This window comes from Herbaspirillum seropedicae (assembly GCF_001040945.1).
Lineage (GTDB): Bacteria > Pseudomonadota > Gammaproteobacteria > Burkholderiales > Burkholderiaceae_D > Herbaspirillum > Herbaspirillum seropedicae.
Genome location: NZ_CP011930.1, coordinates 1316519 through 1339428 on the forward strand (window position 1 = coordinate 1316519; position 22910 = coordinate 1339428).

General features: G+C 65.0%; 22 protein-coding genes. 18 read left to right on the plus strand and 4 right to left on the minus strand.

The window, feature by feature from the left end:
* Window positions 1-8 precede the first annotated feature (8 nt).
* The 7 genes from ACP92_RS05750 (at window position 9) to ACP92_RS05780 (ending at window position 8663) form a co-directional block, all read left to right on the plus strand.
* Window positions 9-446 carry a MarR family winged helix-turn-helix transcriptional regulator gene (locus ACP92_RS05750; protein WP_013233180.1) on the plus strand — a complete coding sequence of 146 codons (438 nt, stop codon included), beginning with the start codon at window positions 9-11 and terminating at the stop codon, window positions 444-446.
* Window positions 447-494: 48 nt separating this feature from the next.
* Complete coding sequence (locus tag ACP92_RS05755; protein ID WP_013233181.1) at window positions 495-1787, plus strand: MFS transporter; 1293 nt, start codon at window positions 495-497, stop codon at window positions 1785-1787.
* Window positions 1788-1964: 177 nt separating this feature from the next.
* Window positions 1965-3368, plus strand: a complete 1404-nt coding sequence (locus ACP92_RS05760) for a S1C family serine protease (RefSeq protein WP_041310287.1) — start codon at window positions 1965-1967, stop codon at window positions 3366-3368.
* Between the two features lie 73 nt (window positions 3369-3441).
* The gene (locus ACP92_RS05765) at window positions 3442-4539 is read left to right on the plus strand and encodes a LacI family DNA-binding transcriptional regulator (protein WP_013233183.1); all 1098 of its coding nucleotides are present in this window, start codon (window positions 3442-3444) and stop codon (window positions 4537-4539) included.
* A 203-nt stretch (window positions 4540-4742) separates the two neighbouring features.
* The gene (gudD, locus tag ACP92_RS05770; RefSeq protein ID WP_013233184.1) at window positions 4743-6110 is read left to right on the plus strand and encodes a glucarate dehydratase; all 1368 of its coding nucleotides are present in this window, start codon (window positions 4743-4745) and stop codon (window positions 6108-6110) included.
* Between the two features lie 111 nt (window positions 6111-6221).
* Window positions 6222-7565 (plus strand): MFS transporter, encoded by a 1344-nt coding sequence (locus ACP92_RS05775; RefSeq protein ID WP_013233185.1) that lies wholly within the window; start codon window positions 6222-6224, stop codon window positions 7563-7565.
* Window positions 7566-7739: 174 nt separating this feature from the next.
* Complete coding sequence (locus tag ACP92_RS05780) at window positions 7740-8663, plus strand: DedA family protein/thiosulfate sulfurtransferase GlpE (protein WP_013233186.1); 924 nt, start codon at window positions 7740-7742, stop codon at window positions 8661-8663.
* On the opposite strand, the gene ACP92_RS05785 is transcribed toward ACP92_RS05780, so the two are convergent.
* Together ACP92_RS05785 and ACP92_RS05790 are read right to left on the minus strand one after the other, a co-directional pair.
* Window positions 8645-9031, minus strand: coding sequence for an OsmC family protein (locus ACP92_RS05785; protein WP_013233187.1), 387 nt, complete (start codon window positions 9029-9031; stop codon window positions 8645-8647). The genes ACP92_RS05780 and ACP92_RS05785 overlap by 19 nt on opposite strands.
* Before the next feature lie 53 nt (window positions 9032-9084).
* On the minus strand, window positions 9085-9876 hold the full coding sequence (locus ACP92_RS05790) for an IclR family transcriptional regulator (RefSeq protein ID WP_013233188.1): 792 nt from the start codon (window positions 9874-9876) through the stop codon (window positions 9085-9087).
* Between the two features lie 346 nt (window positions 9877-10222).
* Between ACP92_RS05790 and ACP92_RS05795 the strand changes: the two genes are divergently transcribed.
* The 4 genes from ACP92_RS05795 to ACP92_RS05810 all read left to right on the plus strand — a co-directional run bounded on the left by ACP92_RS05795 (window position 10223) and on the right by ACP92_RS05810 (window position 13799).
* Window positions 10223-10999, plus strand: coding sequence for an ABC transporter substrate-binding protein (locus tag ACP92_RS05795; RefSeq protein ID WP_013233189.1), 777 nt, complete (start codon window positions 10223-10225; stop codon window positions 10997-10999).
* A 100-nt stretch (window positions 11000-11099) separates the two neighbouring features.
* Window positions 11100-11756 carry an amino acid ABC transporter permease gene (locus ACP92_RS05800; protein WP_013233190.1) on the plus strand — a complete coding sequence of 219 codons (657 nt, stop codon included), beginning with the start codon at window positions 11100-11102 and terminating at the stop codon, window positions 11754-11756.
* Complete coding sequence (locus ACP92_RS05805) at window positions 11753-12481, plus strand: amino acid ABC transporter ATP-binding protein (protein WP_013233191.1); 729 nt, start codon at window positions 11753-11755, stop codon at window positions 12479-12481. Before ACP92_RS05800 ends, ACP92_RS05805 begins: the two co-directional genes overlap by 4 nt.
* Before the next feature lie 16 nt (window positions 12482-12497).
* Complete coding sequence (locus ACP92_RS05810; RefSeq protein ID WP_013233192.1) at window positions 12498-13799, plus strand: NAD(P)/FAD-dependent oxidoreductase; 1302 nt, start codon at window positions 12498-12500, stop codon at window positions 13797-13799.
* Window positions 13800-13911: 112 nt separating this feature from the next.
* On the opposite strand, the gene sodB is transcribed toward ACP92_RS05810, so the two are convergent.
* Together sodB and xseA are read right to left on the minus strand one after the other, a co-directional pair.
* Complete coding sequence (gene sodB, locus ACP92_RS05815) at window positions 13912-14490, minus strand: superoxide dismutase [Fe] (RefSeq protein ID WP_013233193.1); 579 nt, start codon at window positions 14488-14490, stop codon at window positions 13912-13914.
* 318 nt (window positions 14491-14808) lie between these two features.
* The gene (gene xseA / locus ACP92_RS05820) at window positions 14809-16206 is read right to left on the minus strand and encodes an exodeoxyribonuclease VII large subunit (protein ID WP_048348506.1); all 1398 of its coding nucleotides are present in this window, start codon (window positions 16204-16206) and stop codon (window positions 14809-14811) included.
* Window positions 16207-16369: 163 nt separating this feature from the next.
* On the opposite strand from xseA, the gene ACP92_RS05825 reads away from it, so the two are divergent.
* The 7 genes from ACP92_RS05825 (at window position 16370) to ACP92_RS05855 (ending at window position 22857) form a co-directional block, all read left to right on the plus strand.
* Window positions 16370-16975 carry a MotA/TolQ/ExbB proton channel family protein gene (locus tag ACP92_RS05825; protein WP_013233195.1) on the plus strand — a complete coding sequence of 202 codons (606 nt, stop codon included), beginning with the start codon at window positions 16370-16372 and terminating at the stop codon, window positions 16973-16975.
* Between the two features lie 15 nt (window positions 16976-16990).
* The gene (locus ACP92_RS05830; RefSeq protein WP_013233196.1) at window positions 16991-17419 is read left to right on the plus strand and encodes an ExbD/TolR family protein; all 429 of its coding nucleotides are present in this window, start codon (window positions 16991-16993) and stop codon (window positions 17417-17419) included.
* Window positions 17420-17534: 115 nt separating this feature from the next.
* Entirely contained in the window at window positions 17535-18572 is a 1038-nt protein-coding gene (gene lpxK / locus ACP92_RS05835; RefSeq protein ID WP_013233197.1) for a tetraacyldisaccharide 4'-kinase, read from the plus strand.
* Window positions 18553-18741, plus strand: coding sequence for a Trm112 family protein (locus ACP92_RS05840; RefSeq protein WP_041310294.1), 189 nt, complete (start codon window positions 18553-18555; stop codon window positions 18739-18741). Before lpxK ends, ACP92_RS05840 begins: the two co-directional genes overlap by 20 nt.
* A 15-nt stretch (window positions 18742-18756) precedes the next feature.
* A complete protein-coding gene (kdsB, locus tag ACP92_RS05845; RefSeq protein WP_013233198.1) occupies window positions 18757-19572 on the plus strand; it encodes a 3-deoxy-manno-octulosonate cytidylyltransferase in 816 nt (271 codons plus the stop codon).
* Between the two features lie 279 nt (window positions 19573-19851).
* A complete protein-coding gene (gene adk / locus ACP92_RS05850) occupies window positions 19852-20508 on the plus strand; it encodes an adenylate kinase (RefSeq protein WP_013233199.1) in 657 nt (218 codons plus the stop codon).
* Window positions 20509-20814: 306 nt separating this feature from the next.
* On the plus strand, window positions 20815-22857 hold the full coding sequence (locus ACP92_RS05855) for a sodium-translocating pyrophosphatase (RefSeq protein ID WP_171941788.1): 2043 nt from the start codon (window positions 20815-20817) through the stop codon (window positions 22855-22857).
* Window positions 22858-22910: the final 53 nt, after the last annotated feature.

Genomic DNA, 22910 nt, shown 5'->3' on the forward strand with positions numbered 1-22910 from the left:
GAATCCCCATGAGCAAGGACATCTGCACCTGCGCGCCGCTGCGCCGCCTCACGCGCCGCATCACCGTCCTCTACGACCATCACCTGCAGGATTGCGAACTGAGCATTACCCAGTATTCGCTGATCAGCCGCATCGGTCGCAAGGGACCCATCGCCAACATCACCCTGGCGCAGGACATGGGCATGGACCGCAGCACCCTGAGCCGGGCCTTGAAGCCGCTCATGGCGGCCGGCTGGATAGAGACCGTTGACCTGCCCGCAGACGCCCAGCTGGACAAGCGGTCCTTCGCGCTGCAACTGAGCCAGGACGGCCGCGCCAAGCTGGAACAGGCGCGCCCGTACTGGCGGCGCGCCCAGGATGAGATCGACCGCCTGCTGGGCCCGGACCTGGCGCGCAATTTCAACGATCTGATCGAAGATGCCTACACCCGACTGCAAGAAGCCTGATCTCCACCCGGCCTTGCGCTGCTGCACCCACACCTCCACTGGACTGCCATGACCAAGTTCACCCAATCGCTCGCCAACGCCGTCACGCCCCGCTTCCACTATGCCTGGGTGGTGGTGGGCGTGATCTTCCTCGTGCTGCTGTGTTCGGCCGGCATCCGCGCCACGCCCTCGGTGATGATCCTGCCGCTGGAACAGGAATTCGGCTGGAACCGTTCCACCATCTCGGTGGTGATCTCGGTCAACATCGCCCTGTATGGCCTGATCGGTCCCTTCTCGGCGGCGGCCATGCAGCGCTTCGGCATCCGCCGCGTAGTGCTGGCGGCCCTGGTGCTGCTGGCCAGCGGCACGGCGCTGTCGACCCTCATGCACATGCCCTGGCACATGCTGCTGTCGTGGGGCTTGCTGGTGGGGGCGGGCACCGGCGTGGCCGCCAATACCCTGGGCGCGACCATCGTCAGCCGCTGGTTCGAGACCCGGCGCGGCCTGGCCATGGGCTTGCTCACGGCCAGCGCGGCCACCGGCCAGATGGTGTTCCTGCCGCTGATGGCGGCCATGGTCGGCAGCTATGGCTGGCGCTCGGTCGCCTTCCTGGTGTCGGCGGTGGCGCTGCTGGCCATCCCGCTGGTGTGGCTGCTGCTGCCGGAAAGCCCGGCGGCGATCGGCCAGAAGATGCTGGGCCAGACCAGCGAGATCAAGGACGAGGGCCTGTCCCGCCGCAATCCGCTCTTCATCGCCCTGGACGCGCTGCGCACTTCGGTGCGCATGCCGGATTTCTGGCTGCTCTTTGCCAGTTTCTTCGTCTGCGGCCTGTCCACCAATGGCTATATCGGCACGCAGTTCATCGCCATGTGCAATGACTACGGCATCAACGAAGTCAGCAGCGCCTCCATCCTGGCCGCCATGGGCATGCTGGACCTGGTCGGCACCACGCTCTCGGGCTGGCTCTCGGACCGCTACAACCCGCGCGTGCTGCTGTTCTGGTATTACGGCCTGCGCGGCCTGGCGCTGATCTTCCTGCCCTATGCCTTCGGCCTGCAGTACTACGGGCTGACCATCTTCGCCATCTTCTATGGCCTGGACTGGATCGCCACCGTGCCGCCCACGGTGCGCCTGGCCAATGATGTCTTCGGTCGCCTGGCGGCCCCCATCGTATTCGGCTGGATCGTTGCCGGCCACCAACTGGGCGCGGCCACCGCCACCACGCTGGCCGGCTACCTGCGCGCCTCGCTGGGCAACTACACCTTGTCGTCCATCCTGATGGGGGTGGCTTGCCTGGTCGGGGCGGTGCTGGTCTTGCGCATCAAGGGCAAGGCGGGCGGGGCGGTGGCGGCTGTGGCCTGATCGTGCTCTGATCGTGGCCTGATAGCGGCCTCTGGATGACGCCATTTCTCCTGCGGGGGAAATGGCGTTTTTTCATTCAGCCTGTCCCTTGGGGAAATCGCCCGCCTCGTGGCCGCCGTGCGACAATGCCTGCCTACGGGGGCATTCATTCGTACACGATTTTCCGATCGCCAGAACATGAACAAGAACAATCTTGCGCGCAGCGCCTTGCTGATCTCGATGATGTGGCTGCTGCATCCCGTCGCCCAGGCGCAAGAGGCGGCGATGCCACCGGTGGAGATCCGCCAGCCGCTGGTGATGCCCGCCACGGCGGCGGCCCGGCCCAGTTACCTGGCGCGCATCCAGCGCCGTTACGAGCAGGGCAACCAGCCCATCGGCGAATTGCAGAATGGCCTGTTCTGCAGCCGCAAGAGCGATATCTACTGGACTGCCAAGGGCAGTGAAGCGCTGCTACCGACCGGGGTGATGCTGGCGCGTTTCCGTAGCGAACTGCAAAAGCATGGCTATCCCCTTCCCGGACCGAAAGAGGCGCCGCTGTTCCAGGAAAAACCGGATGACGCCACGCCCAGCCAGGCAGAGCAGTCGTTGCAGGTGGGCGTGATCGTGGCGCAGGTGCTGACCAATCTCTGTCTCAAGGGCAATGCTTCCTGGACCGGCGAGGCCTATCTCAGGCTGGAATGGCAGGTGTTCGCGCCGGACCAGCGCAAGGTCATTTTCAAGACCGTCAGCGAAGGCGTGTTCCAGTCGCGCCAGGCCAGCCTGGAAGGGGCTGCGCCGCCCATCGTGGCCGAAGCCTTCAGCGTGGGCGTGCGCAATTTGCTGGCCGATCCGGCCTTCGCGCTGGCCTTGCAGACCCCTTACGACAGGGCGGCGGCGGCCGCCAATGCCAGTATCCTGCCGCCCTCCCAGCCCGCCGCTCCGGGTGCGGGTGCGGGCGGTGCGGTCAACAAGCCCGTTCCGGGTCTGGCGGTGAGCATCGACAATCTGCCCGCAGCCCAGCCGGGCGGCGAGATGTCCAAGGTGATCGGCCAGCTGCGCCAGGGGGTGGTGACGGTCCTGACCGAGGGCCGCTCCGGCACCGGCTTCTACATCGGCCAGAGCGGCTGGCTGCTCAGCAACCAGCATGTGGTGGGCACGGCCCGCTCGGTGCGGGTGCGGCTGCCGGGCGGTCGCGAGTTGCCGGCCGAGGTGTTGCGGGTGGATGCGGCGCGTGACGTGGCCCTGCTCAAGACCGAACCGCCCGGCGTGCGTCCGCTGCCCTTGCGCCTGGATGAGCCGGGCCTGGGCGAAGATGTCTATGCATTGGGCTCGCCGCTGGGCGATACCTTCAATACCACGCTGACCCGCGGCATCCTCAGTGGCGTGCGCCTGCTCAATGGCCAGGAGTTCCTGCAAAGCGACGTCGCCATCCTGCCCGGCAGCAGCGGCGGCCCCTTGCTGGACCGCTCCGGCCAGGTGGTGGGCATCACCGTGGCCGGCCTGGGGGCGCGTGGCATGGCGGGCATGAACTTCTTCATTCCGTTGGCCAGCGCGGTGGAGCGTCTCAATCTCCAGTTGCAGCAACGTCCGCCCAAGCGGTGATCCGGGCTTGTGCAGCCCGCTTGGCAGCGCCGCGCCTTGGTAACGCTACCAGCCGCGATGCTAGAATGCGGCCATGTCCGAGAACCGCCTCTCTTCCTCCGAATTCCCCGCCGCCTCCCATCAGGATGGCGATGCCGCCAGTCCGCGCCGTCGCGGCAGCCGCAAGAGCGCCGGTGGCGTGACCTTGCGTGATGTCGCCCAACTGGCGGGTGTGGCGCCGATCACGGCCTCGCGTGCGCTCAATACCCCCTCGGCGGTGTCGCCCAAGGTCTTGCAGAAGGTGCGCGAGGCGGTGGAGAAGACCGGTTACGTGCCCAATCTGCTGGCCGGTGGACTGGCTTCCAACAAGAGCCGGCTGGTGGCGGTAGTGGTGCCTACCGTGATCGGGCCGGTGTTCCAGGAAATCGTCCACACCCTCACCGAAACGCTCGCTGCGGCGGGCTACCAGGTCATGCTGGGCCAGAGCGGCTATGAGAATTCGCGGGAGGATGCGCTGCTGGAAGCCATCATCGGCCGTCGTCCCGATGGCGTGGTGCTGACCGGCATCATGCGCTCGGCCGAGGCGCGCAAGCGCCTGCTGGCCAGCGGCATCCCGGTGGTGGAGACCTGGGACCTGACGCCCACGCCCATCGACATGCTGGTGGGCTTTTCGCACGAGGCCATCGGCCGCGAGGTGGCGCGCTACCTGCATCAGCGCGGACGCAAGAAGGTCGCCGTGGTGGGCGGGCGCGACGAGCGCAGCCAGCGGCGCATGAATGCGTTTGCGCAGGAGTGCGTGGCGCTGGGCATGCACGAGGGCAGGGCGCCCTTGCCCATGCATCATGTGACCGCGCCGACCACGCTGGGCCAGGGCCGCCAGGGACTGGCCGAGCTGCTGCAGGCGCAGCCTGACCTGGACGCCATCTTCTGCAGCTCCGACCTGCTGGCGCTGGGCGTGATGATCGAGGCGCAGAGCCGTGGCATCGCTATCCCTGAGCAACTGGCGGTGGTCGGTTTCGGCGACCTCGAATTCTCGCGCGACCTGCAGCCGCGCCTGACCACGGTGCGCATCGACGGCACCGGCATCGGCCAGCGCGCCGCTCGTTTCATCATCGACCGCGCCGCCGGTATCGAGGTGGCTGAACGGGTGGTCGACGTCGGTTTCTCCATCATTGCTCGCGACAGCGCCTGATTCCTTGCCTCTTTTACCGGGCTCTTTTACTGGCCTCTTGGGGCGCAACATTGCTGAAAAGCTATTTCAGAAAGACTGATTGACAGCACAAATTGGTACCGCTACCATCTTTTCAAATTAATTTGGTACCGCTACCAATCAAGGTAGTCCGTACCCTCGACGATTCCGTGTTTGCCGATCCATCGGCGTGAGAGAGCAGAGCCATGAGCCACAGCGCAGCCATCCCCCATACCGTCCAGCCCGTCCAGGGCGCTCCCCGCGTGACCGAGATGCGCGTCATCCCGGTGGCAGGTCATGACAGCATGTTGCTGAACCTGTCGGGTGCGCACGGTCCCTATTTCACCCGCAACCTGGTCATCCTCACTGATAGCGCCGGCAACACCGGCGTGGGCGAGGTGCCGGGCGGCGAGGGTATCCGTCAGACCCTGGAGGATGCACGCACCCTGGTGGTGGGCCAGTCCATCGGCAATGTGCAGGGCATCCTCAACCGCGCCCGCACGGCGTTTGCCGACCGTGATACGGGCGGGCGTGGCTTGCAGACCTTCGACCTGCGCATCGCTATCCACGCGGTCACGGCGCTGGAGGCGGCGCTGCTGGACCTGCTGGGCAAGTTCCTGGATGTGCCCGTGGCGGCCTTGCTGGGCGAGGGCCAGCAGCGCGATGAGGTGGAGATGCTGGGCTATCTCTTCTATGTGGCCGATCGCAACAAGACCGATCTGCCTTACCTGGCGGCCCCGGATGCGCAGGATGACTGGACGCGTCTGCGCCATGAGGCGGCGCTCACGCCGGAGGCCGTGGTGCGCCTGGCTGAAGCGGCCTATGCGCGCTATGGCTTCAATGACTTCAAGCTCAAGGGCGGCGTCATGCGCGGCGAGGAAGAGATCGCTGCCGTGACCGCCCTGGCCGAGCGTTTCCCCAAGGCGCGCATCACGCTCGATCCGAATGGCGGCTGGTTGCTCAAGGATGCGATCCGCCTGTGCCGCGACCAGCATGATGTGCTGGCCTATGCCGAAGATCCTTGCGGCGCGGAAGATGGCTACTCGGGCCGCGAAGTGATGGCCGAGTTCCGCCGCGCCACCGGCCTGCAGACTGCTACCAACATGGTAGCGACCGACTGGCGCCAGATGGGCCATGCAATCTCGCTGCAATCGGTGGACATCCCGTTGGCCGATCCGCACTTCTGGACCATGCAGGGCTCGGTGCGGGTGGCGCAGATGTGCCACGAATGGGGGCTGACCTGGGGTTCGCACTCCAATAACCACTTCGACGTTTCGCTGGCCATGTTCACCCATGTGGCAGCGGCCGCGCCCGGCAAGATCACCGCCATCGATACCCACTGGATCTGGCAGGACGGCCAGCGCTTGACGCGCGAGCCGCTGCAGATCGTCGGCGGCAAGGTGCAGGTGCCGACCAAGCCAGGACTGGGGGTGGAGCTGGACATGGCGCAGGTGGAAGCGGCGCACCAGACCTATCGCAACATGGGTCTGGGCGCACGCGATGACGCCGTGGCCATGCAGTACCTGATCCCGGGCTGGAAGTTCGATCCGAAGAAACCCTGCCTGGTCCGCTGAGGACGGGCGCTCGACGCTCCAGCAAGGCCGCCACAAGAGCGCGCTGACGCGCCGGCGGCCTGGCATGTATTTCATCAACCGGCAGTACGGGCTCAATAGAGGAGACAACCCGTGAATCCTTCCCAGTCATCCACCCCGGCAGGCCTGGCGCTCACCTCGGCAGTCAGCAAGATCAAGTGGCGGATCCTGCCGCTGTTCGTGGCGATGTTCATCATCAATTACATCGACCGCGTCAACATCGGTTTCGTGCGCAGCCATCTGTCCACCGACCTGGGCATTGGCGCCGCCGCCTTCGGCCTGGGCGCGGGGCTGTTCTTCGTGGGCTACGCCCTCTTCGAAGTCCCCTCCAACATGCTCTTGCAGCGCTATGGCGCGCGCGCCTGGCTGACCCGCATCATGTTCACCTGGGGCCTGGTGGCGGCCTGCATGGCCTTCGTGCAGAGCGAAACCAGTTTCTATTTCATGCGTTTCCTGCTGGGCGTGGCCGAGGCGGGCTTCTTCCCTGGCGTGGTGTACTACTTCACGCAGTGGCTGCCCAATCATGAGCGTGGCCGGGCGATGGCGGTGTTCCTGTCGGGCTCGGCGATCGCCTCCATCCTGTCCGGTCCGATCACGGGAGCCCTCTTGCTCATCGAAGGCGGTGGGCTGCATGGCTGGCAATGGATGTTCATCATCGAGGGCGGGGCGTCGATGGTGTTCTGCGTGGTGGTATGGCTGGTGCTGGACTCCACTCCGCGTGAGGCCAAGTGGCTCTCGCAGGAGCAACGCGAGGCGCTGGCCGCCGTCATCGCCGCCGAACAGGAGCAGCGCGCGGCCAATCGTCCGGCCCATGTCTCGGCCTTGTCGCTGCTGCGTGATCCGCAGATCGTGCTGTTCTGCTTTATCTATTTCGCCATCCAGCTGACTATCTACGGCGCCACCTTCTGGTTGCCGACCATCATCAAGAAGATGGGGCATTTCAATGATTTCCAGGTGGGGCTGTTCAACTCCATCCCCTGGATCGTGGCCATCGCGGCAATGTACCTGTTCGCCGTGCTGGCGGCGCGCTACAAGAAACCGCAGTTCTGGGTTGCCACCACGCTGGTGATCTCGGCGGCGGGCATGGCCATTTCGGCGGTGGCCGGTCCGGTGATCGGTTTCGTCGCGGTGTGTTTCGCCGGCATCGGCTTCAAGGCGGCCTCGTCGCTGTTCTGGCCGATCCCGCAGGCCTATCTCGATGCGCGCATCGCGGCGGCGGTGCTGGCGCTGATCAATTCGCTGGGCAACCTGGGCGGCTTCTTTGCTCCCGCCACCTTCGGCTATCTGGAGCAGAAGACCGGTTCCATCCAGGGTGGCCTGTTCGCCTTGTCGGGCGCTTCATTGCTGGCGGCGGTGCTGGTGTTCCTGGCGCGCACCCGGCCGGCCGCGCCGGATGGCGGCGGCCCGGCTGAGGCGGCGGTGAAGCACGCTGCCTGAAGCGGCGTTACGGTTTTCTCCGAGGTTTTCCTCGTTTGCGCCCTGTGCGCCGGACCTGTGCCGGCGAGCAGGGCGCTTTTTCATGCCCGGCCCGATGCAAGCGGGCGCGCTGCGGCGCACCTATAATGGCGGTCTGCAATCCGCCATCGCGGCGGGACATCAAGGCTGCCTGCCATGGAAACCCTTTATCACCTGATCGAGCAGTATGGTCTGCTCATCGTCTTCGTCAATGTTCTGGTGGAGCAGCTCGGCGCGCCTGTGCCGGCCTATCCGACCCTGATCCTGACCGGCGCGCTCTCGGCGGCGGGGCGCTACTCGCCGGCGGTGCTGTTGCTGGTGGCGGTGTGCGCGGCGCTGCTGGCCGACTATGTCTGGTACCTCGCAGGCCGGCGCTATGGCCGCCAGATCATGTCGCGGCTGTGCCGTATCTCGCTCTCGCCGGACTCCTGCGTGCGCCAGACCGAATCGATCTACCTGCGCTGGGGCGCGCGTTCGCTCTTGCTGGCCAAGTTCATTCCCGGCTTTGCTTCCATTGCCAGTGCGCTGTCGGGCACGATGGGCACGCGCCGTCGCAGCTTCCTGCTGTGGGACGCCGCCGGCAGCGCCTTGTGGGCCGGGCTGGGCATCTTCCTAGGCTCGCTGTTCAGTTCGGCCGTGGATGACCTGCTCAATGTGCTGGCCGAACTCGGCCATTACGGCATGCTGATGATCGCGGTGGCGCTGGCGGCTTTCGTGGCCAACAAGTGGTGGCAGCGCCGGCGTTTCCGCAAGTCGCTGGAGATGGCGCGCATTTCGGTCGATGAGCTCAACACCATGCTCGAAGAGGGCAATGCTCCCACCATCATCGATGTGCGTTCGCCGCTGTCGCAGCAGGATGGGCGTATTCCGGGCGCCGTCACCATCTCCAACCAGGAGATCCAGACCTTCGTCTTCGATGGTCCCGTCGAGGGCGAGGTGGTGGTCTACTGCGCCTGTCCCAACGAGGCCTCGGCAGCGCTGGTGGCGCGCCAGCTGATGCGGCGCGGCTATACCCGTGTGCGTCCGCTGACCGGCGGCATCGATGCCTGGCGCGCGGCGGGTTACGCCATCGATGTCTGAATGGCGGTGCCTTGGCGGATGGTCTTGGTGACCGGGGTCTTTTCGCAGATCTCGGCCAGGCGGGTCAGTTGTTCCTGGGACAGAGTATTGCCGAAGCTGATCTTGCGGGTGATGGTTTCCAGGCCGCTGTCATCGCGTCCGAAGTGGGCGTCCACCGAGATGCTGCCCAGGTCCCAGCCCTTGCGGTCGGCGTACATGCGCAGGGTCAGCGAGGTGCAGGAGGCCAGCGCAGCCAGCAGCAGCTCATAAGGCGCGGGGCCGGTGTCCTTGCCGCCATTGCTTTCGGGTTCGTCGGACTTGAGCTGGTGGATGCGCGCCTTGATGTCCTGGGCGTAGCCGGCGGCGTTGTGCAGGGTGACGTGGGCCATGAGGGTCTCCGTGGGGCAAGTGGTCAATGTGATCGGTGATTGTGTCACAAGGCTCACACCAGCGTGCGTACCGAATTGGAAATCGCGCGAGCGCATTCCAGCACCAGCGGCCCCAGTTTCTTCTCGGCCTCTTCCACGCTCCAGCGGCTGGTCGGCGCCACCACATGGACCGATGCCACCGGCTTGCGCTCGCTGTTGAATACTGGTGAGGCGATGCTCATGTCACCCAGGAACAGCTCTTCCCGGTTGCTGGCAAAGCCGCGCTCGCGGCTGGCGGCAAGGAGTTGCATGATGTCTTCCACATCGGTGCGGGTATGGGGCGTATGTACCGTGCGTTCGCTGGACTCCAGGATGGCCTGCGCTTCCTCAGGCTCCAGCGCGCTCAGGTAGGCGCGGCCCGAGGCGGTGCAGTACATGGGGATGCGGCTGCCGATGGGCATGTGGATGGGAATGAACTTGCTGGCGACGAAGCGCGCCACGTACACCATCTCACCGTCGTAGGGCTCGGTCAGGTTGACCGTCTCGCCGGTGATGTTGGCCAGTTCCGACAGGAAGGGATTGGCCACATCCACCAGGATATCGGCGGCCAGATAGTTGTAACCCACTTCCATCACCTTGGGCGTGAGCTGGTAGCGCCGCGTTTTGGGGTGCTTGCAGATGTATCCCAGCGTCTCCAGCGTATGCACCATCCGTTGCGCCGAACTCTTGGAGATGCCGGTCGCGCTGGCCACGTCGCCCAGTGTCATGGTGCGATGCTGCGCATTGAACGCGCGCAGCACGGCCAGGCCCTTTTCCAGCGATTGATTGAATAAGAGATCCGATGCGGTGTCGTCGGGCTCGTTCATGCGGGCTCCTGGAGGAGTGGGAAGGAATGGCCAATTCTACGGTAATTCACGTCATTCGTATCGAATATCGATTCATAAATATCTGTTGACGATTCGAGTAAACCAAATATACTTATTTCAACACCTCATTTTGATATCCAAGCTCTGCATCCAGGCCATACCGGGCAGTCCGATGCGAAGGTGCTTGCCTGAGGTGTTGCAACATCCGGTTCCGTCAGGGCCGCCGCAGTCCATGCTTGTTCAGCAGGTCCACGCACCGCCGAGGGGGCGCCAGCACCGTCGCGCGGACTTCCAGTCGTCCATCCTGATCGCACCTGACCGCGATCTTGCGCCAAAGGGGAGTCGTATGAAGCCATTCCATTGCCTGTTCAAACACCTGGTCGGCAGCGTCGCGCTGGCTGCCGCGGTGGCCACCCTGGGTAGCGCGCCCGCGATGGCGCAGGCCAGCTACAACGTGGGCGCCACTTCCACGGGGGTGCCGTTCACCTTCCTCGATATCAAGACCAACAAGCTGCAGGGCATGATGGTCGACACCGTCACCGCCGTGGGCAACAAGGCCGGGTTCTCAGTCAATATCCAGCAGACGCCCTTTGCCGCGCTGATCCCCTCGCTGACTGGCAACAAGATCGACATCATCGCAGCGGCCATGTTGAAGACCGAGGCGCGCGCGCAGATCGTGGACTTCAGCGATCCGGTGTATTCCTATGGCGAGGGCTTGTTCGTCAACGCCCAGGATGGCAAGAGCTACAAGAACCTCGATGACCTCAAGGGGGAGATCGTTGGCGCCCAGGTCGGCACTGTCTTCGTGGACGCGCTGAACAAGAAGGGCGGCTTCAAGGAAGTGAAGACCTACGATTCGGTGGCTGACATGATGCGCGACGTCGCCCTGGGCCGGATCAAGGCCGGCTTCGGCGATCGCCCCATCGTGGCCTACCAGCTTGCGCAGGGCGCCAATCCGCAGGTGCGTTTGGTCAAGGAATATCAGCCTACGCTCATGGGCGATGTCTGCCTGGTCATCCGCAAGGGCGATCCCAAGTTGATGGAACGGCTCAACAAGGCGATTGCCGAGCTCAAGGCTGATGGCACGCTGGCGCGCATCGTGGAGCAGTGGAAGCTGAACTGATCCACTCCCTGTCGTCGTCTTCCTCCTTATCGGCACAGGCAGGGACGTCACCTGCGACGTCCTGCCTGCCTCTAGCCATCCTCACTGCTCGCGTTCGCCCATGCTCCTGCAAAACGTGCTGGACTTCCTGCCCATCCTCCTGAAGGGAGCGCTGGTCACCGTCGAAGTCACGATCTATTCCTTCCTGCTCAGTTCGGTCATCGGACTGCTGCTGGCCCTGATGAAAGTATCGCGCCTGAAGCCCGTGGCGCTGGCCGGGGCCACCATCGTCAACATCATCCGCGGGCTGCCCATCATCGTGCAGTTGTTCTACATCTATTTCGTGCTGCCTGATATCGGGATCCAGCTCTCGGCCTTCCAGGCCGGTGTGGTCGGCCTGGGCATCGCCTATTCGGCCTACCAGGCGGAGAACTTCCGTGCCGGCATCGAGGCCGTGGATATGGGGCAGATCGAAGCGGCGCAATCGATAGGCATGCGCGGGCCGTTGATCATGCGCCGCGTGGTCTTGCCGCAGGCCTTTCGCATCGCCTTGCCGCCCTATGGCAATACGCTGGTGATGATGCTGAAGGATTCCTCGCTGGTCTCCACCATCACGGTGCTGGAGATGACGCGCGCCGGCCAGATGATCGCTTCCAGCACCTTCCAGAACATGACGGTCTATACCACCGTGGCGGTGCTGTACCTGCTGCTGTCGCTGCCGCTGGTGTTCCTGATTCGTCGGCTGGAGATCCGCAACAGCAAAGGGAGAGCGCGATGATCGAGGTCAAGCGTATTTCGAAGTGCTTCGGCCGGCACGAAGTGCTCAAGGATGTCTCGCTCTCGGTGGCCCAGGGCGAAGTGGTCTGCCTGATCGGGCCGTCGGGTTCGGGCAAGTCGACGGTGCTGCGTTGTATCAATGGACTGGAGTCCTACGAGCGGGGCGACATCCTGATCGACGGCCAGCGCGTGGACCGCGATGGCCCGGATATCCACCGCCTGCGCACCCGGGTGGGGATGGTGTTCCAGCGCTTCAACCTGTTCCCGCATCGCACGGTGCTGGAGAACGTGACCGAGGGGCCGATCTATGTCAATGGACTGGCGCGCGCGCAAGCGCGTTCAGAGGCCATGAGCTTGCTGGACAAGGTGGGGCTGGCGGCGCGCTGCGATGCCTATCCAGCCCAGCTCTCCGGAGGCCAGCAGCAGCGCGTGGCCATTGCCCGCTCGCTGGCCATGCAGCCCGAAGCGATCCTCTTCGACGAACCCACCTCGGCGCTGGACCCGGAGCTGGTGGGCGAGGTGCTGGCGGTGATGCGCACGCTGGCCGCCGATGGCATGACCATGATCGTGGTCACGCACGAAATGGGGTTTGCCCGCGAGGTGGCCGACCGTGTCTGTTTCCTGCATAGCGGCAGCATCGTCGAATCTGGCGCGGCAGCGCAGGTGCTGGCCGAACCGCAGCATGCGCGCACCCAGGATTTCCTGCGCCGCGTGATCGGCAAGTGAGAGCGAGGTCTTGCCCATGACAAAGCATTCCAACCCGGCCTTCCCGCCATCCCTGTGGGCGGCGACCGCTGGCGAGTTTTCCGGGGCGCCGCCCCTGCAGGCCAGCGCGCGCTACGATGTGGCCATCGTCGGCGCCGGTTACACCGGCTTGTCCACGGCCCTGCACCTGGCCCAGGCCGGTGTGTCGGTGTGTGTGCTGGATGCCCATGCGCCAGGCTGGGGTGCGTCTGGGCGCAATGGCGGACAGGTCATTCCCGGTCTCAAGTACGATCCCGACCAGTTGCGGGTCATGTTCGGCAGTGCCGTGGCCGATCCCTTGATCGCGGCCATTGGTTCAGCGGCCGATACGGTGTTCGACCTGATCGCACGTCATGGCATCGAGTGCGAGGCGCAACGCGCTGGCTGGATCCAGCCCACCCATTCGCCCAAGATGATGCGCGCCCTGGAGGCGCGTGCGCGCCAATGGATGGCTGAGGGGGCGCCGGCCCAGTTGATGGATGGGGCTGAAGTGACGCGCCGCATCGGTACCGGCGCCTATGTGGGCGGATGGAAGGATGAGCGGGCCGGCAGCCTGCATCCGCTGAAGTATTGCCGCGGACTGGCGCAGGCGGCGCAGCGCCTGGGTGTGGTCATCCACGGCGATACACGGGTGACGCGCCTGGAGCGCCGTCAGGGCGGCTGGCGCCTGCATGGTCCGTCCGGAGAGCAGGGGCCGCATATCGATGCCGAACGGGTGGTCCTGGCCACCAATGGCTATACCGATGACCTGTGGCCGCATCTGCGGCAATCGGTGATTGCCGCCAACAGCTTCATCGTCGCCACCCGGCCGTTGCCGCCAGCGTTGGGCGCCAGCATCCTGCCCGGTGGCGAGGTCACTTCCGATTCGCGCCGCTTGTTGCTGTACTACCGGCGCGATGCACAGGGCCGGCTGCTCATGGGCGGCCGCGGGCCCTTCGGCGAGCCGCAGGGACCCGCGGACTTCGCCCATCTGGAGCGCTCGGTGGCCTTGCTGTTCCCGCAACTGGCCGGGGTGGAATACGAATACCGCTGGTCGGGACGGGTCGCCATCACGCGGGACTTCCTGCCCCATGTGCATGAGCCTGCGCCCGGCCTGAGCATCGCACTAGGCTACAACGGACGTGGCATTGCCATGGCCACGATGATGGGGCAGCGCCTGGCCCAGCGCCTGATCGGACCGGCCGGGACGGCGTTTCCCTTCCCAGTCAGCACCATTGCGCCCATTCCCCTGCATGGCTTGCAGCGCTTCTACATCGCCGCCGGTGTGGCCTGGTACAGTGTGCTGGACCGGTTTTCCTGAGTCGCCTGACTATCCTGTCTATCCTGATCGGAGTTCAGGCGGTGCAGGCGAAAAAAAACCACGCTTGCGCGTGGTTTTTTCTTGCCGGGAAGGCCGTCGCTGATGCTGAAGATCAGGCGAAGTTCTTGGCCACGAAGTCCCAGTTGATGATGCCCCAGTAGTTCTCGACATACTTGGCGCGTGCGTTGCGGTAGTCGATGTAGTAGGCGTGTTCCCACACGTCCACGGTCAACAGCGGCTTGCTGTCGGTGGTCAGCGGGGTGCCGGCGCCGGTGGTGTTGACGATGTCCAGGGTGCCGTCAGCCTTCTTGACCAGCCAGGTCCAGCCGGAACCGAAGTTGGCCAGGCCTTGCTTGGTGAACTCGGCCTTGAAGGCGTCGAAGGAGCCCCACTTGGCGTTGATGGCGTCAGCCAGCGCGCCGCTCGGAGCGCCTTGGCCCTTCGGGGTCAGGCCGTTCCAGTAGAAGGTGTGGTTCCACACCTGGGCAGCGTTGTTGAAGATGCCGCCGGAGGATTTCTTGATGATCTCTTCCAGGGACAGGTTTTCGAATTCGGTACCCGGAATCAGGTTGTTCAGGTTGGTCACATAGGTCTGGTGGTGCTTGCCATAGTGATATTCCAGGGTTTCCTTGGAAATCGTGGGCGCCAGCGCGTCCAGATCGTAAGGCAGTGCCGGAAGGGTATGTGCCATGATGAATCCTTTCAGTCTTGTTGGTTTGCTACGAAGGTTCTATTCAGAACCTGAGATTCTAAAGCGGAAGACAATTCTTTGCACTCGATCAAATGCCGTCTTCGCCGGGCAGGCGCCCGTATGGCGGGCGGCAATGCGAATGCTTCCTGTTGCGCAAGCGCCCGGCCAGCAGCGGGCAAAGCCGTAGATGCCAGCGCGGCGCAGACGTTCCAGCTCATCCGAAGGCGCGTGCGGCCCGCAGACAGCGCAGGCCGGCTACACCAGGGCGGCAGAAGCTTATGCAAAAAAAGTCTGCCACAGCGGTCAAGCCTGCCTGGCTCAATCCAGTCGTGGCTGCACGCTGGCGATACCCACTTCGGCGCTGCCCTGGGCCAGGCGGATGGTGATCTCGGTGCGGGCGGCCAGCTCGGCGGGGCTGTGCAGCACGCGACCCTGGTGGTCGCTGACGATGGCATAGCCGCGTTCCAGGGTGCGTTGCGGGTTCAGCAGTTCGAGCTGGGAGTGCAGGGTGGTCAGCGTCTGGCGCTGCGCACTCTGCTGCGCGCCTTGCGCGCGTTGCAGGCGGCGCGCCAGCTCGGCCAGGTCGCGCCGGGCGTGGCGGGTATCGGGCAACTGGTGCGCCAGTCGGGAAGCCAGTTGCTGCAGGCCATGACGCATGCGCGTGAGCGGGATCTGGTTGGCGTGCGAGAGCCGGTTCTGCAAGGCCAGCAGCTTGACCCGTTCATGCTGGATATAGGCGCTCGGGCTGACCAGGCGGCGCGACAGCCAGTCCACGCTCTGGGCCTTGTCGGCGAGCGTGCGGCGCAGGGCGCGGGTCAGGTCGGCGGCGTGGCCGCGCAGCTCGGCCAGCCAGTCCTGGCGGGAGCTGGCGGCCAGCTCGGCGGCCGCTGTCGGGGTCGGGGCGCGCAGGTCGGCGGCAAAATCGGCGATGGTGAAATCGGTCTCGTGGCCCACGCCCGAGATCACCGGCATGGTCGCGGCCACGATGGCGCGGGCGACCACCTCTTCATTGAAGGACCACAAATCCTCGATGCTGCCGCCGCCCCGGCAGACCAGCAACACATCGCATTCGGCCCGTTCCGAGGCGCGTCCGATGGCCGCGGCAATGCGCTGGCCCGCGCCTTCGCCCTGCACCGGCGTGGGATAGAGCACCACCTCCACATGGGGAGCGCGGCGGCGCAGCGTGGTCAGCACATCGCGCAGGGCCGCAGCCTGGGGGCTGGTGACGATGCCGATGCGACGCGGGAAGCCCGGCAGTGCGCGCTTGCGCTCGCGGGCGAAGAGGCCCTCGCGCTCCAGCCTTTCCTTCAGTTGCAGGAAGGCGGCGTAGAGATCGCCTACGCCCGAGCGGCGGATGGCTTCGACGTTGAGCTGGTAGTCGCCGCGGGGCGCATAGAGCGTGACCAGGGTGCGCACCTCGACCTTGTCGCCCTCGCGCGGCATGAAGCCGGCGTACTGGGCGCGACCCTTGAACATCACCGCGCGCACCTGCGCGCCCTCGTCCTTGAGATTGAAATACCAGTGGCCGGAGGCGGCGCGGGTGAAATTGGAGACTTCCCCCTTGACCCAGAGCAGCGGGAAGTTGCGCTCCAGCATCCGTCCCACCGCCTGGTTCAGGGCCGAGACGGTCAGCATGGGCGGCCCGCCATCGGCGCTCGGTGCAGCGGGCGCGAGCGGGCGGGCGGTCGGGAAGGGGGGGAACTTGTCGGATGGCATCGGGCGTCAGGGCGTGGTACGAGTGGGAGGCGATACAATGTCGCATTGTAAAGCCAAGCCGCATAGGCTACATTCTGCACCGCAGATTGCAGCGCCCCCTGGCAGGGCCGCCGCGCCTGCCCATCGGAACCATTGCATCTCATCAGGACATTAGGAGTACGTTTTGCTCGCCATCATCCTCGCCGCAGGCTGGCCGATCTGGCCCTTGCTGATCGCATCCATCATCGGCCTGGCGCTGGTCATTGAAAGACTGGTGTACCTGCGCCGCAGCCGCATCCTGCCGCCCGACCTGCTCAACCAGGTGGTGCGCGTCTACCAGAGCGGCCGCATCACCGACGACGTGGCCGACAAGCTGGAACAGAATTCGCCGCTGGGCCATGTGCTGGCTGCGGGCCTGCGCAACGTCGACGCCCCCCGCGAGGTCATGAAGGAAGCCATCGAAGAGGCCGGCCAGGCCGCAGCCCATCGGCTGGAGCGCTTCCTGACCACGCTGGGCACCATCGCGTCGCTGGCCCCGCTGATGGGCCTGTTCGGCACCGTGGTGGGCATGATCGAGATCTTTGCCTCGCAGAACGCCGCCGGCACCAATCCGGCGCAGTTGGCGCACGGCATTTCCATTGCGCTCTACAACACCGGTTTCGGGCTGGCCATTGCCATGCCGGCGCTGGTGTTCTACCGCCACTTCCGGGCGCTGGTCGATGGCTTCGTGGTCGACATGGAACAGCAGGCCGTGAAGTTCGTCGACATCGTGCACGACGTGCGCCGCTGATCTGCCGAGGCCGCCATGAACTTCCGCAAGGGCCGTCCCCGCGAAGACCTGGAAATCAACCTGATTCCCTTCATCGATGTGCTGCTGGTGATCGTGATCTTCCTGATGGTCACCACCACCTACAGCAAGTTCACCGCGCTGCAGCTGACCCTGCCCACGGCCGATGCGCCCAAGGCGCTGGAGCAGCCCTTCGAGCTCAACATCGCGGTTGACGCCAATGGGCGCTACGCCCTCAACAACAAGCGCATTTCTGCGCGCGACGCCCAGGGGCTGTCCGAGGAAATGCAGGCCGTCGTGCGCGCCAGCGCCAGCAAGCTCGATCCGGTCATCATCATCAATGCCGATGCGCTGGCCACGCACCAGACCGTGGTCAACGTCCTGGAAGCCGCGCGCATGGCCGGTTATCCCAAGGTGACGTTTGCGGCACAGGCCAGCAGCAAGTGAGATGGACGTCATTCTGGCGTAATCGATTCTTCACCGGAGGTACGTTGGGCCTGTTGTCACTGTCATCAGTGATCAGCGCCCGCCGTACATCGTTTTCATTTTATGGATTGAACCCATGGCCGATTCCAGGCCCAACGCCGAAGCCATCCTGAGCCGCGCCTGGCAGTCGCGGGGCCCGCTGGCCTGCCTGCTGTGGCCGCTGTCGCTGCTCTTTGCGGCGCTATCCGGCGTGCGCCGGCTGCTCTTTGCACTGGGCGTCAAGCGCAGCGAACGGCTGCCGGTGCCGGTGGTGGTGGTGGGTAACATCTTCGTCGGCGGCACCGGCAAGACCCCGTTTGCGATCTGGCTGATCGAGGCGCTGCGCGCGGCCGGTTATACGCCGGGCGTGATCTCGCGCGGTTATGGCGGAGGCGCGCAGCAGACCGTGGAAGTCAGCGCCACGTCTGCGGCTGCGCAGGTGGGCGATGAGCCCTTGCTGATCGCCCAGCGCACCGGCGCGCCGCTGGTGGTGGGGCGGCGCCGCGTGCAGGCTGCGCGCGCCTTGCTGGCGGCGCATCCGCAGGTCGATGTGCTGGTCTCCGACGATGGCCTGCAGCATTACGCCATGGCGCGCGATATCGAGATCGTGCTCTCGGATGCACGCGGTGTCGGCAACGGCTGGCTGCTGCCGGCGGGGCCGCTGCGCGAGCCGGCGTCGCGCCGGCGGGACTTCTCGGTGCTCAATGTGGGCAGCAGCGGCATGGCTGGCGCCGCGCCTGCCGGCGTGCATGCGATGCAGCTGCTGGCCACGGAGGCGGTGCAACTGGCGCCGCCTGCGGCGCGCAAGCCGCTGGCGCGCATGGGCGAGGGCGGGCTGCGGCTGGCGGCGCTGGCCGGGATCGGCCATCCGGAACGTTTTTTTGCCACCCTGCAGGCGGCGGGATTATCCTTCTCGCGCCATCCCTTGCCCGACCATTACGACTTTGCCGTTGATCCCTTTGCCGGCCTTGCCGCTGATGCCATCCTGATCACGGAAAAGGATGCAGTAAAATGCAGGGCTATCGAGGCCATCCGAAACGACCCGCGCATCTGGGTCGTGCCTGTAACAGCGCGCATCGACGGCGCGCTGGCTGAACACATAGTGGAGAAACTCCGTGAACGCCCGACTGCTTGATATCCTGGTCTGCCCCCTCTGCAAGGGTCCGCTGGACTATGACAAGAAAGCCCAGGAACTGATCTGCAAGGCAGACAAGCTGGCCTATCCCATCCGCGACGGCATCCCCATCATGTGGGCCGACGAAGCGCGCGAGCTCACCGCTGCGCCGGCCGCGCCGGCGGCCTGATCCATCGGCCTGCCCATGAGCTTCACCGTCATCATCCCGGCGCGCCTGGCTTCCACGCGCCTGCCCAACAAGCCCCTGGCCGACCTGGGCGGCAAGCCCATGATCGTGCGGGTGGCCGAGCGCGCAGCCCAGTCGGGTGCGGCGCGCATCATCGTGGCCACCGACCATCATGACATCCATGCGGCCTGCCAGGCCCATGGGGTGGAAGTGGCCATGACCCGCGCCGACCATCCCTCCGGCACCGACCGCATCGCCGAAGTGGCGGCCGCGCTGGACCTGGCCGAGGATGCGGTGGTGGTCAACGTGCAGGGCGATGAACCGCTGATCGATCCGGGCCTCATCGCCGCCACGGCGGCCCACATCAAGCCCGGCGTGCCCATGGCCACGGCCGCGCATGCCATCGAGAGCGCCGCCGATGCCTTCAATCCCAACGTGGTCAAGGTGGTGTTGAACAAGGAAGGTTGCGCCATGTACTTCTCGCGCGCCACCATTCCCTGGCACCGCGATGCCTTCGCCCAGTCGCGCGAGGTCTTGCCTGACGCCAGCGGTCCCGACCACGCCAACGAATACGTGCCGCTGCGCCATATCGGCCTGTACGCCTACAGCAACCGCTTCCTGCAGCTCTATCCCACGCTCTCGCCGTCGCCGGTGGAACGCATCGAGGCGCTCGAACAGCTGCGCGTGCTCTGGCATGGCCACGCCATCGCCGTGCACGTGACCTCGCTGCTGCCCGAGGCCGGGGTGGATACCCCCGAGGATTTGTTGCGCGTGCGCAAGCATTTCGAGGCTCCGCCCGACAGTCCCCTGGTGCAGACCATTTCGTCCCTCTGACCCGGACCTGCGCCGGCATGATCCGGCGCAAGGCAGGCCGGATCGGCTTGCTGTAAGTTCCATGTCAAGCTGACACGACACAATCAAGGCCCGGAGACTGCTTAAAAATCAGGCGTTTGTCATGGTTCGGTAAGATTTTGTGGTAAGTTTCGTCCCAGAGTTGATGCAAACGGCGCGCAAACAAGCTGCATAACCGTCCAGATGGCAGGCATCCTCTGCCATCACGTCACACAAGAATTCAAGCATTCAAATTTCAGAAACCTCAATTTAGGAACCCATATGCGCCTCATCCTTTTAGGAGCGCCTGGTGCCGGTAAAGGCACGCAAGCCACTTTTATCAAGGAAAAATTCAACATTCCGCAAATCTCCACCGGCGACATGCTGCGCGCGGCCGTGGCGGCGGGTACTGAACTGGGCGTCGCGGCCAAGAAGGTGATGGACGCGGGCGGTCTGGTTTCTGACGACATCATCATCGGCCTGGTCAAGGATCGCCTCAAGCAGGCCGATTGCGCCAACGGCTACCTGTTCGACGGCTTCCCGCGCACCACGCGCCAGGCCGACGCGATGAAGGAAGCCGGCGTGGCCATCGACTACGTGCTGGAAATCGACGTGCCCGACAGCGCCATCGTCGAGCGCATGAGCGGTCGCCGCGTGCATCCGGGTTCGGGTCGCAGCTACCACGTCAAGTTCAACCCGCCCAAGGTCGAGGGCAAGGATGACGTCACCGGCGAGCCGCTGGTGCAGCGCGATGACGACAAGGAAGAAACCGTCCTGAAGCGCCTGGCCGTCTACCACGACCAGACCAAGGTGCTGCTGGGTTACTACAGCAACTGGGCAGCCTCGGGCCAGCCGGGTGCGCCGAAGTATCGCAAGATCGCCGGCGTGGGTCCGGTGGAAGAAATCAGGGATCGTGCATTTGCCGCCCTGGCGGAGTAAAGTAAAGCGGACTTCGGTCCGCTTTTTTATTAGTCTTTTGATGCGTGGCACAAGCAGCGGTCGAGCTGGAAAACTAACAGCGCTAAGAGAGCCAAGAGAAGAGCAGGCAACAGAGCAGTGATGATCACGACGCTATCCCGCCCGGGGATGCCGTCGCGACAGCCCCGGCAGGCACAACAACTCCAACAGTAAGGGCGACGTAATTTGCAGGCGCAGTATCGGTGGTGACGCAGGCAGCGCAAGACTGCAGGCGGCACGGCGGATGTTCGTGATTGTTGATGAGTCGTGATAACAAAGGAGATGAAGATGGCACTTGCCCTGTGGTTCGCCATTGCCTGCGGCATTGTCGCGGTGATCTATGGCCTGGTATCGCGCAACTGGATTCTCAAGCAAGACCCTGGCAACCCCCGCATGCAGGACATCGCCCTGGCCATCCAGCAGGGCGCATCCGCCTACCTGGCGCGCCAGTACCGCACCATCGCCATGGTCGGGGTGGTGCTGTTGATCCTCATTGCCCTGATACCCGGCCTAGGGTGGCTCACCGCCATTGGTTTCCTGCTGGGGGCGGTATTGTCGGGAGCGTGCGGCTTCATCGGCATGAATGTCTCGGTGCGGGCCAATGTGCGCACCGCGCAGGCCGCCACGCAGGGCATGAACCAGGCGCTGGCCGTGGCCTTTCGCGGTGGCGCCATCACTGGGATGCTGGTGGTGGGGCTGGGGCTGCTGGGGGTGTCGCTGTTCTTCTGGGTCTTGTACATCTATGGACAGGGCCGCGCGGCCAGCCTGCATGACGCCATCCAGCCCTTGATCGGACTGGCCTTCGGCGCGTCGCTGATCTCTATCTTCGCCCGGCTGGGTGGGGGGATCTTCACCAAGGGCGCAGACGTGGGCGCCGACCTGGTGGGCAAGGTCGAAGCCGGCATTCCCGAGGATGACCCGCGCAATCCTGCCGTGATCGCCGACAATGTCGGCGACAACGTGGGCGATTGCGCCGGCATGGCCGCCGACCTGTTCGAGACCTATGTGGTCACGCTGGTCGCGACCATGCTGCTGGGCAGCCTCATGCTGACCGGCATGGAGACGCTGGCGGTGCTCTATCCGCTGGCCTTGGGCGGGGTCTCGATCCTGGCTTCCATCGTCGGTTGCGCCATGGTCAAGGCGCAGCCCGGCAAGAAGATCATGTCGGCGCTCTATACCGGCCTCTGGTGGGCGGCTGGCCTCTCCTTGATCGGTTTTGCCGTGGTCACCTGGCTGCTGTTGCCGCCGCCCCTGCGTGTTCCCTTGATGGGAGCGGCCGTGGTGGGCATCGCCCTGACCGGGCTGATGGTCTACATCACCGAGTACTACACCGGCACCGACTTCAAGCCGGTGCAGCACATCGCCCAGGCCTCGACCACCGGTCATGGCACCAACATCATCGCCGGACTGGGCGTGTCGATGAAGTCCACGGCCTACCCGGTGCTGGCGGTGTGTGCGGCGATCCTGCTGTCGTACTGGCTGGCCGGGCTCTATGGCATCGCCATTGCGGCCACGTCCATGCTGTCCATGGCCGGCATCGTGGTGGCGCTGGACGCCTACGGCCCCATCACCGATAACGCTGGCGGCATTGCCGAGATGTCCGGCCTGCCCGAGTCGGTGCGCGCCATCACCGATCCGCTCGATGCGGTGGGCAACACCACCAAGGCCGTCACCAAGGGCTATGCCATTGGTTCGGCCGGGCTGGCGGCGCTGGTGCTGTTTGCCGATTACACCCACGCGCTGGAATCGGTGGGCAAGAGCGCCAGCTTTGATCTCTCCAGTCCGGCAGTGATCATCGGCCTGTTCATCGGCGGACTGATTCCCTACCTGTTCGGCGCCATGGCGATGGAGGCGGTAGGGCGTGCGGCCGGGGCGGTGGTGGTCGAGGTGCGGCGCCAGTTCAGCGAGATCAAGGGCATCATGGATGGCAGCGGCCGGCCTGAGTACGACAAGGCCGTCGATATGCTGACCTCGTCGGCCATCCGCGAGATGATCCTGCCCTCGCTGCTGCCGGTGATCGTCCCTATCCTGGTGGGGATGCTGCTGGGGCCGTCGGCCCTGGGCGGCCTGCTCATGGGCACCATCGTGACAGGCCTGTTCGTGGCCATCTCGATGACCACCGGCGGCGGCGCCTGGGACAATGCCAAGAAATACATCGAGGACGGCCATCACGGCGGCAAGGGTTCCGAGGCGCACAAGGCTGCCGTCACCGGCGACACCGTGGGCGATCCCTACAAGGACACCGCCGGCCCGGCCGTCAATCCACTCATCAAGATCATCAACATCGTGGCCCTGCTGCTGGTGCCGCTGTTGCCGGCCATGCCGACCTGAGCCTGGCCGGTCTGGCTAACCCTGACTTACCTTGGCCAACCCACACAGCAATT

Coding starts and splice junctions, on each gene's coding strand:
- ACP92_RS05780 (WP_013233186.1), top strand. CDS start 7,740: ATGGAAACCCTTTATCACCTGATCGAGCAGTATGGTCTGCTCATCGTC.
- ACP92_RS05755 (WP_013233181.1), top strand. CDS start 495: ATGACCAAGTTCACCCAATCGCTCGCCAACGCCGTCACGCCCCGCTTC.
- ACP92_RS05785 (WP_013233187.1), bottom strand. CDS start 9,031: ATGGCCCACGTCACCCTGCACAACGCCGCCGGCTACGCCCAGGACATC.
- lpxK (WP_013233197.1), top strand. CDS start 17,535: ATGGCCGATTCCAGGCCCAACGCCGAAGCCATCCTGAGCCGCGCCTGG.
- kdsB (WP_013233198.1), top strand. CDS start 18,757: ATGAGCTTCACCGTCATCATCCCGGCGCGCCTGGCTTCCACGCGCCTG.
- ACP92_RS05855 (WP_171941788.1), top strand. CDS start 20,815: ATGGCACTTGCCCTGTGGTTCGCCATTGCCTGCGGCATTGTCGCGGTG.
- ACP92_RS05805 (WP_013233191.1), top strand. CDS start 11,753: ATGATCGAGGTCAAGCGTATTTCGAAGTGCTTCGGCCGGCACGAAGTG.
- gudD (WP_013233184.1), top strand. CDS start 4,743: ATGAGCCACAGCGCAGCCATCCCCCATACCGTCCAGCCCGTCCAGGGC.
- ACP92_RS05750 (WP_013233180.1), top strand. CDS start 9: ATGAGCAAGGACATCTGCACCTGCGCGCCGCTGCGCCGCCTCACGCGC.
- ACP92_RS05800 (WP_013233190.1), top strand. CDS start 11,100: ATGCTCCTGCAAAACGTGCTGGACTTCCTGCCCATCCTCCTGAAGGGA.
- ACP92_RS05810 (WP_013233192.1), top strand. CDS start 12,498: ATGACAAAGCATTCCAACCCGGCCTTCCCGCCATCCCTGTGGGCGGCG.
- adk (WP_013233199.1), top strand. CDS start 19,852: ATGCGCCTCATCCTTTTAGGAGCGCCTGGTGCCGGTAAAGGCACGCAA.
- ACP92_RS05765 (WP_013233183.1), top strand. CDS start 3,442: ATGTCCGAGAACCGCCTCTCTTCCTCCGAATTCCCCGCCGCCTCCCAT.
- ACP92_RS05830 (WP_013233196.1), top strand. CDS start 16,991: ATGAACTTCCGCAAGGGCCGTCCCCGCGAAGACCTGGAAATCAACCTG.
- ACP92_RS05795 (WP_013233189.1), top strand. CDS start 10,223: ATGAAGCCATTCCATTGCCTGTTCAAACACCTGGTCGGCAGCGTCGCG.
- ACP92_RS05790 (WP_013233188.1), bottom strand. CDS start 9,876: ATGAACGAGCCCGACGACACCGCATCGGATCTCTTATTCAATCAATCG.
- sodB (WP_013233193.1), bottom strand. CDS start 14,490: ATGGCACATACCCTTCCGGCACTGCCTTACGATCTGGACGCGCTGGCG.
- ACP92_RS05760 (WP_041310287.1), top strand. CDS start 1,965: ATGAACAAGAACAATCTTGCGCGCAGCGCCTTGCTGATCTCGATGATG.
- xseA (WP_048348506.1), bottom strand. CDS start 16,206: ATGCCATCCGACAAGTTCCCCCCCTTCCCGACCGCCCGCCCGCTCGCG.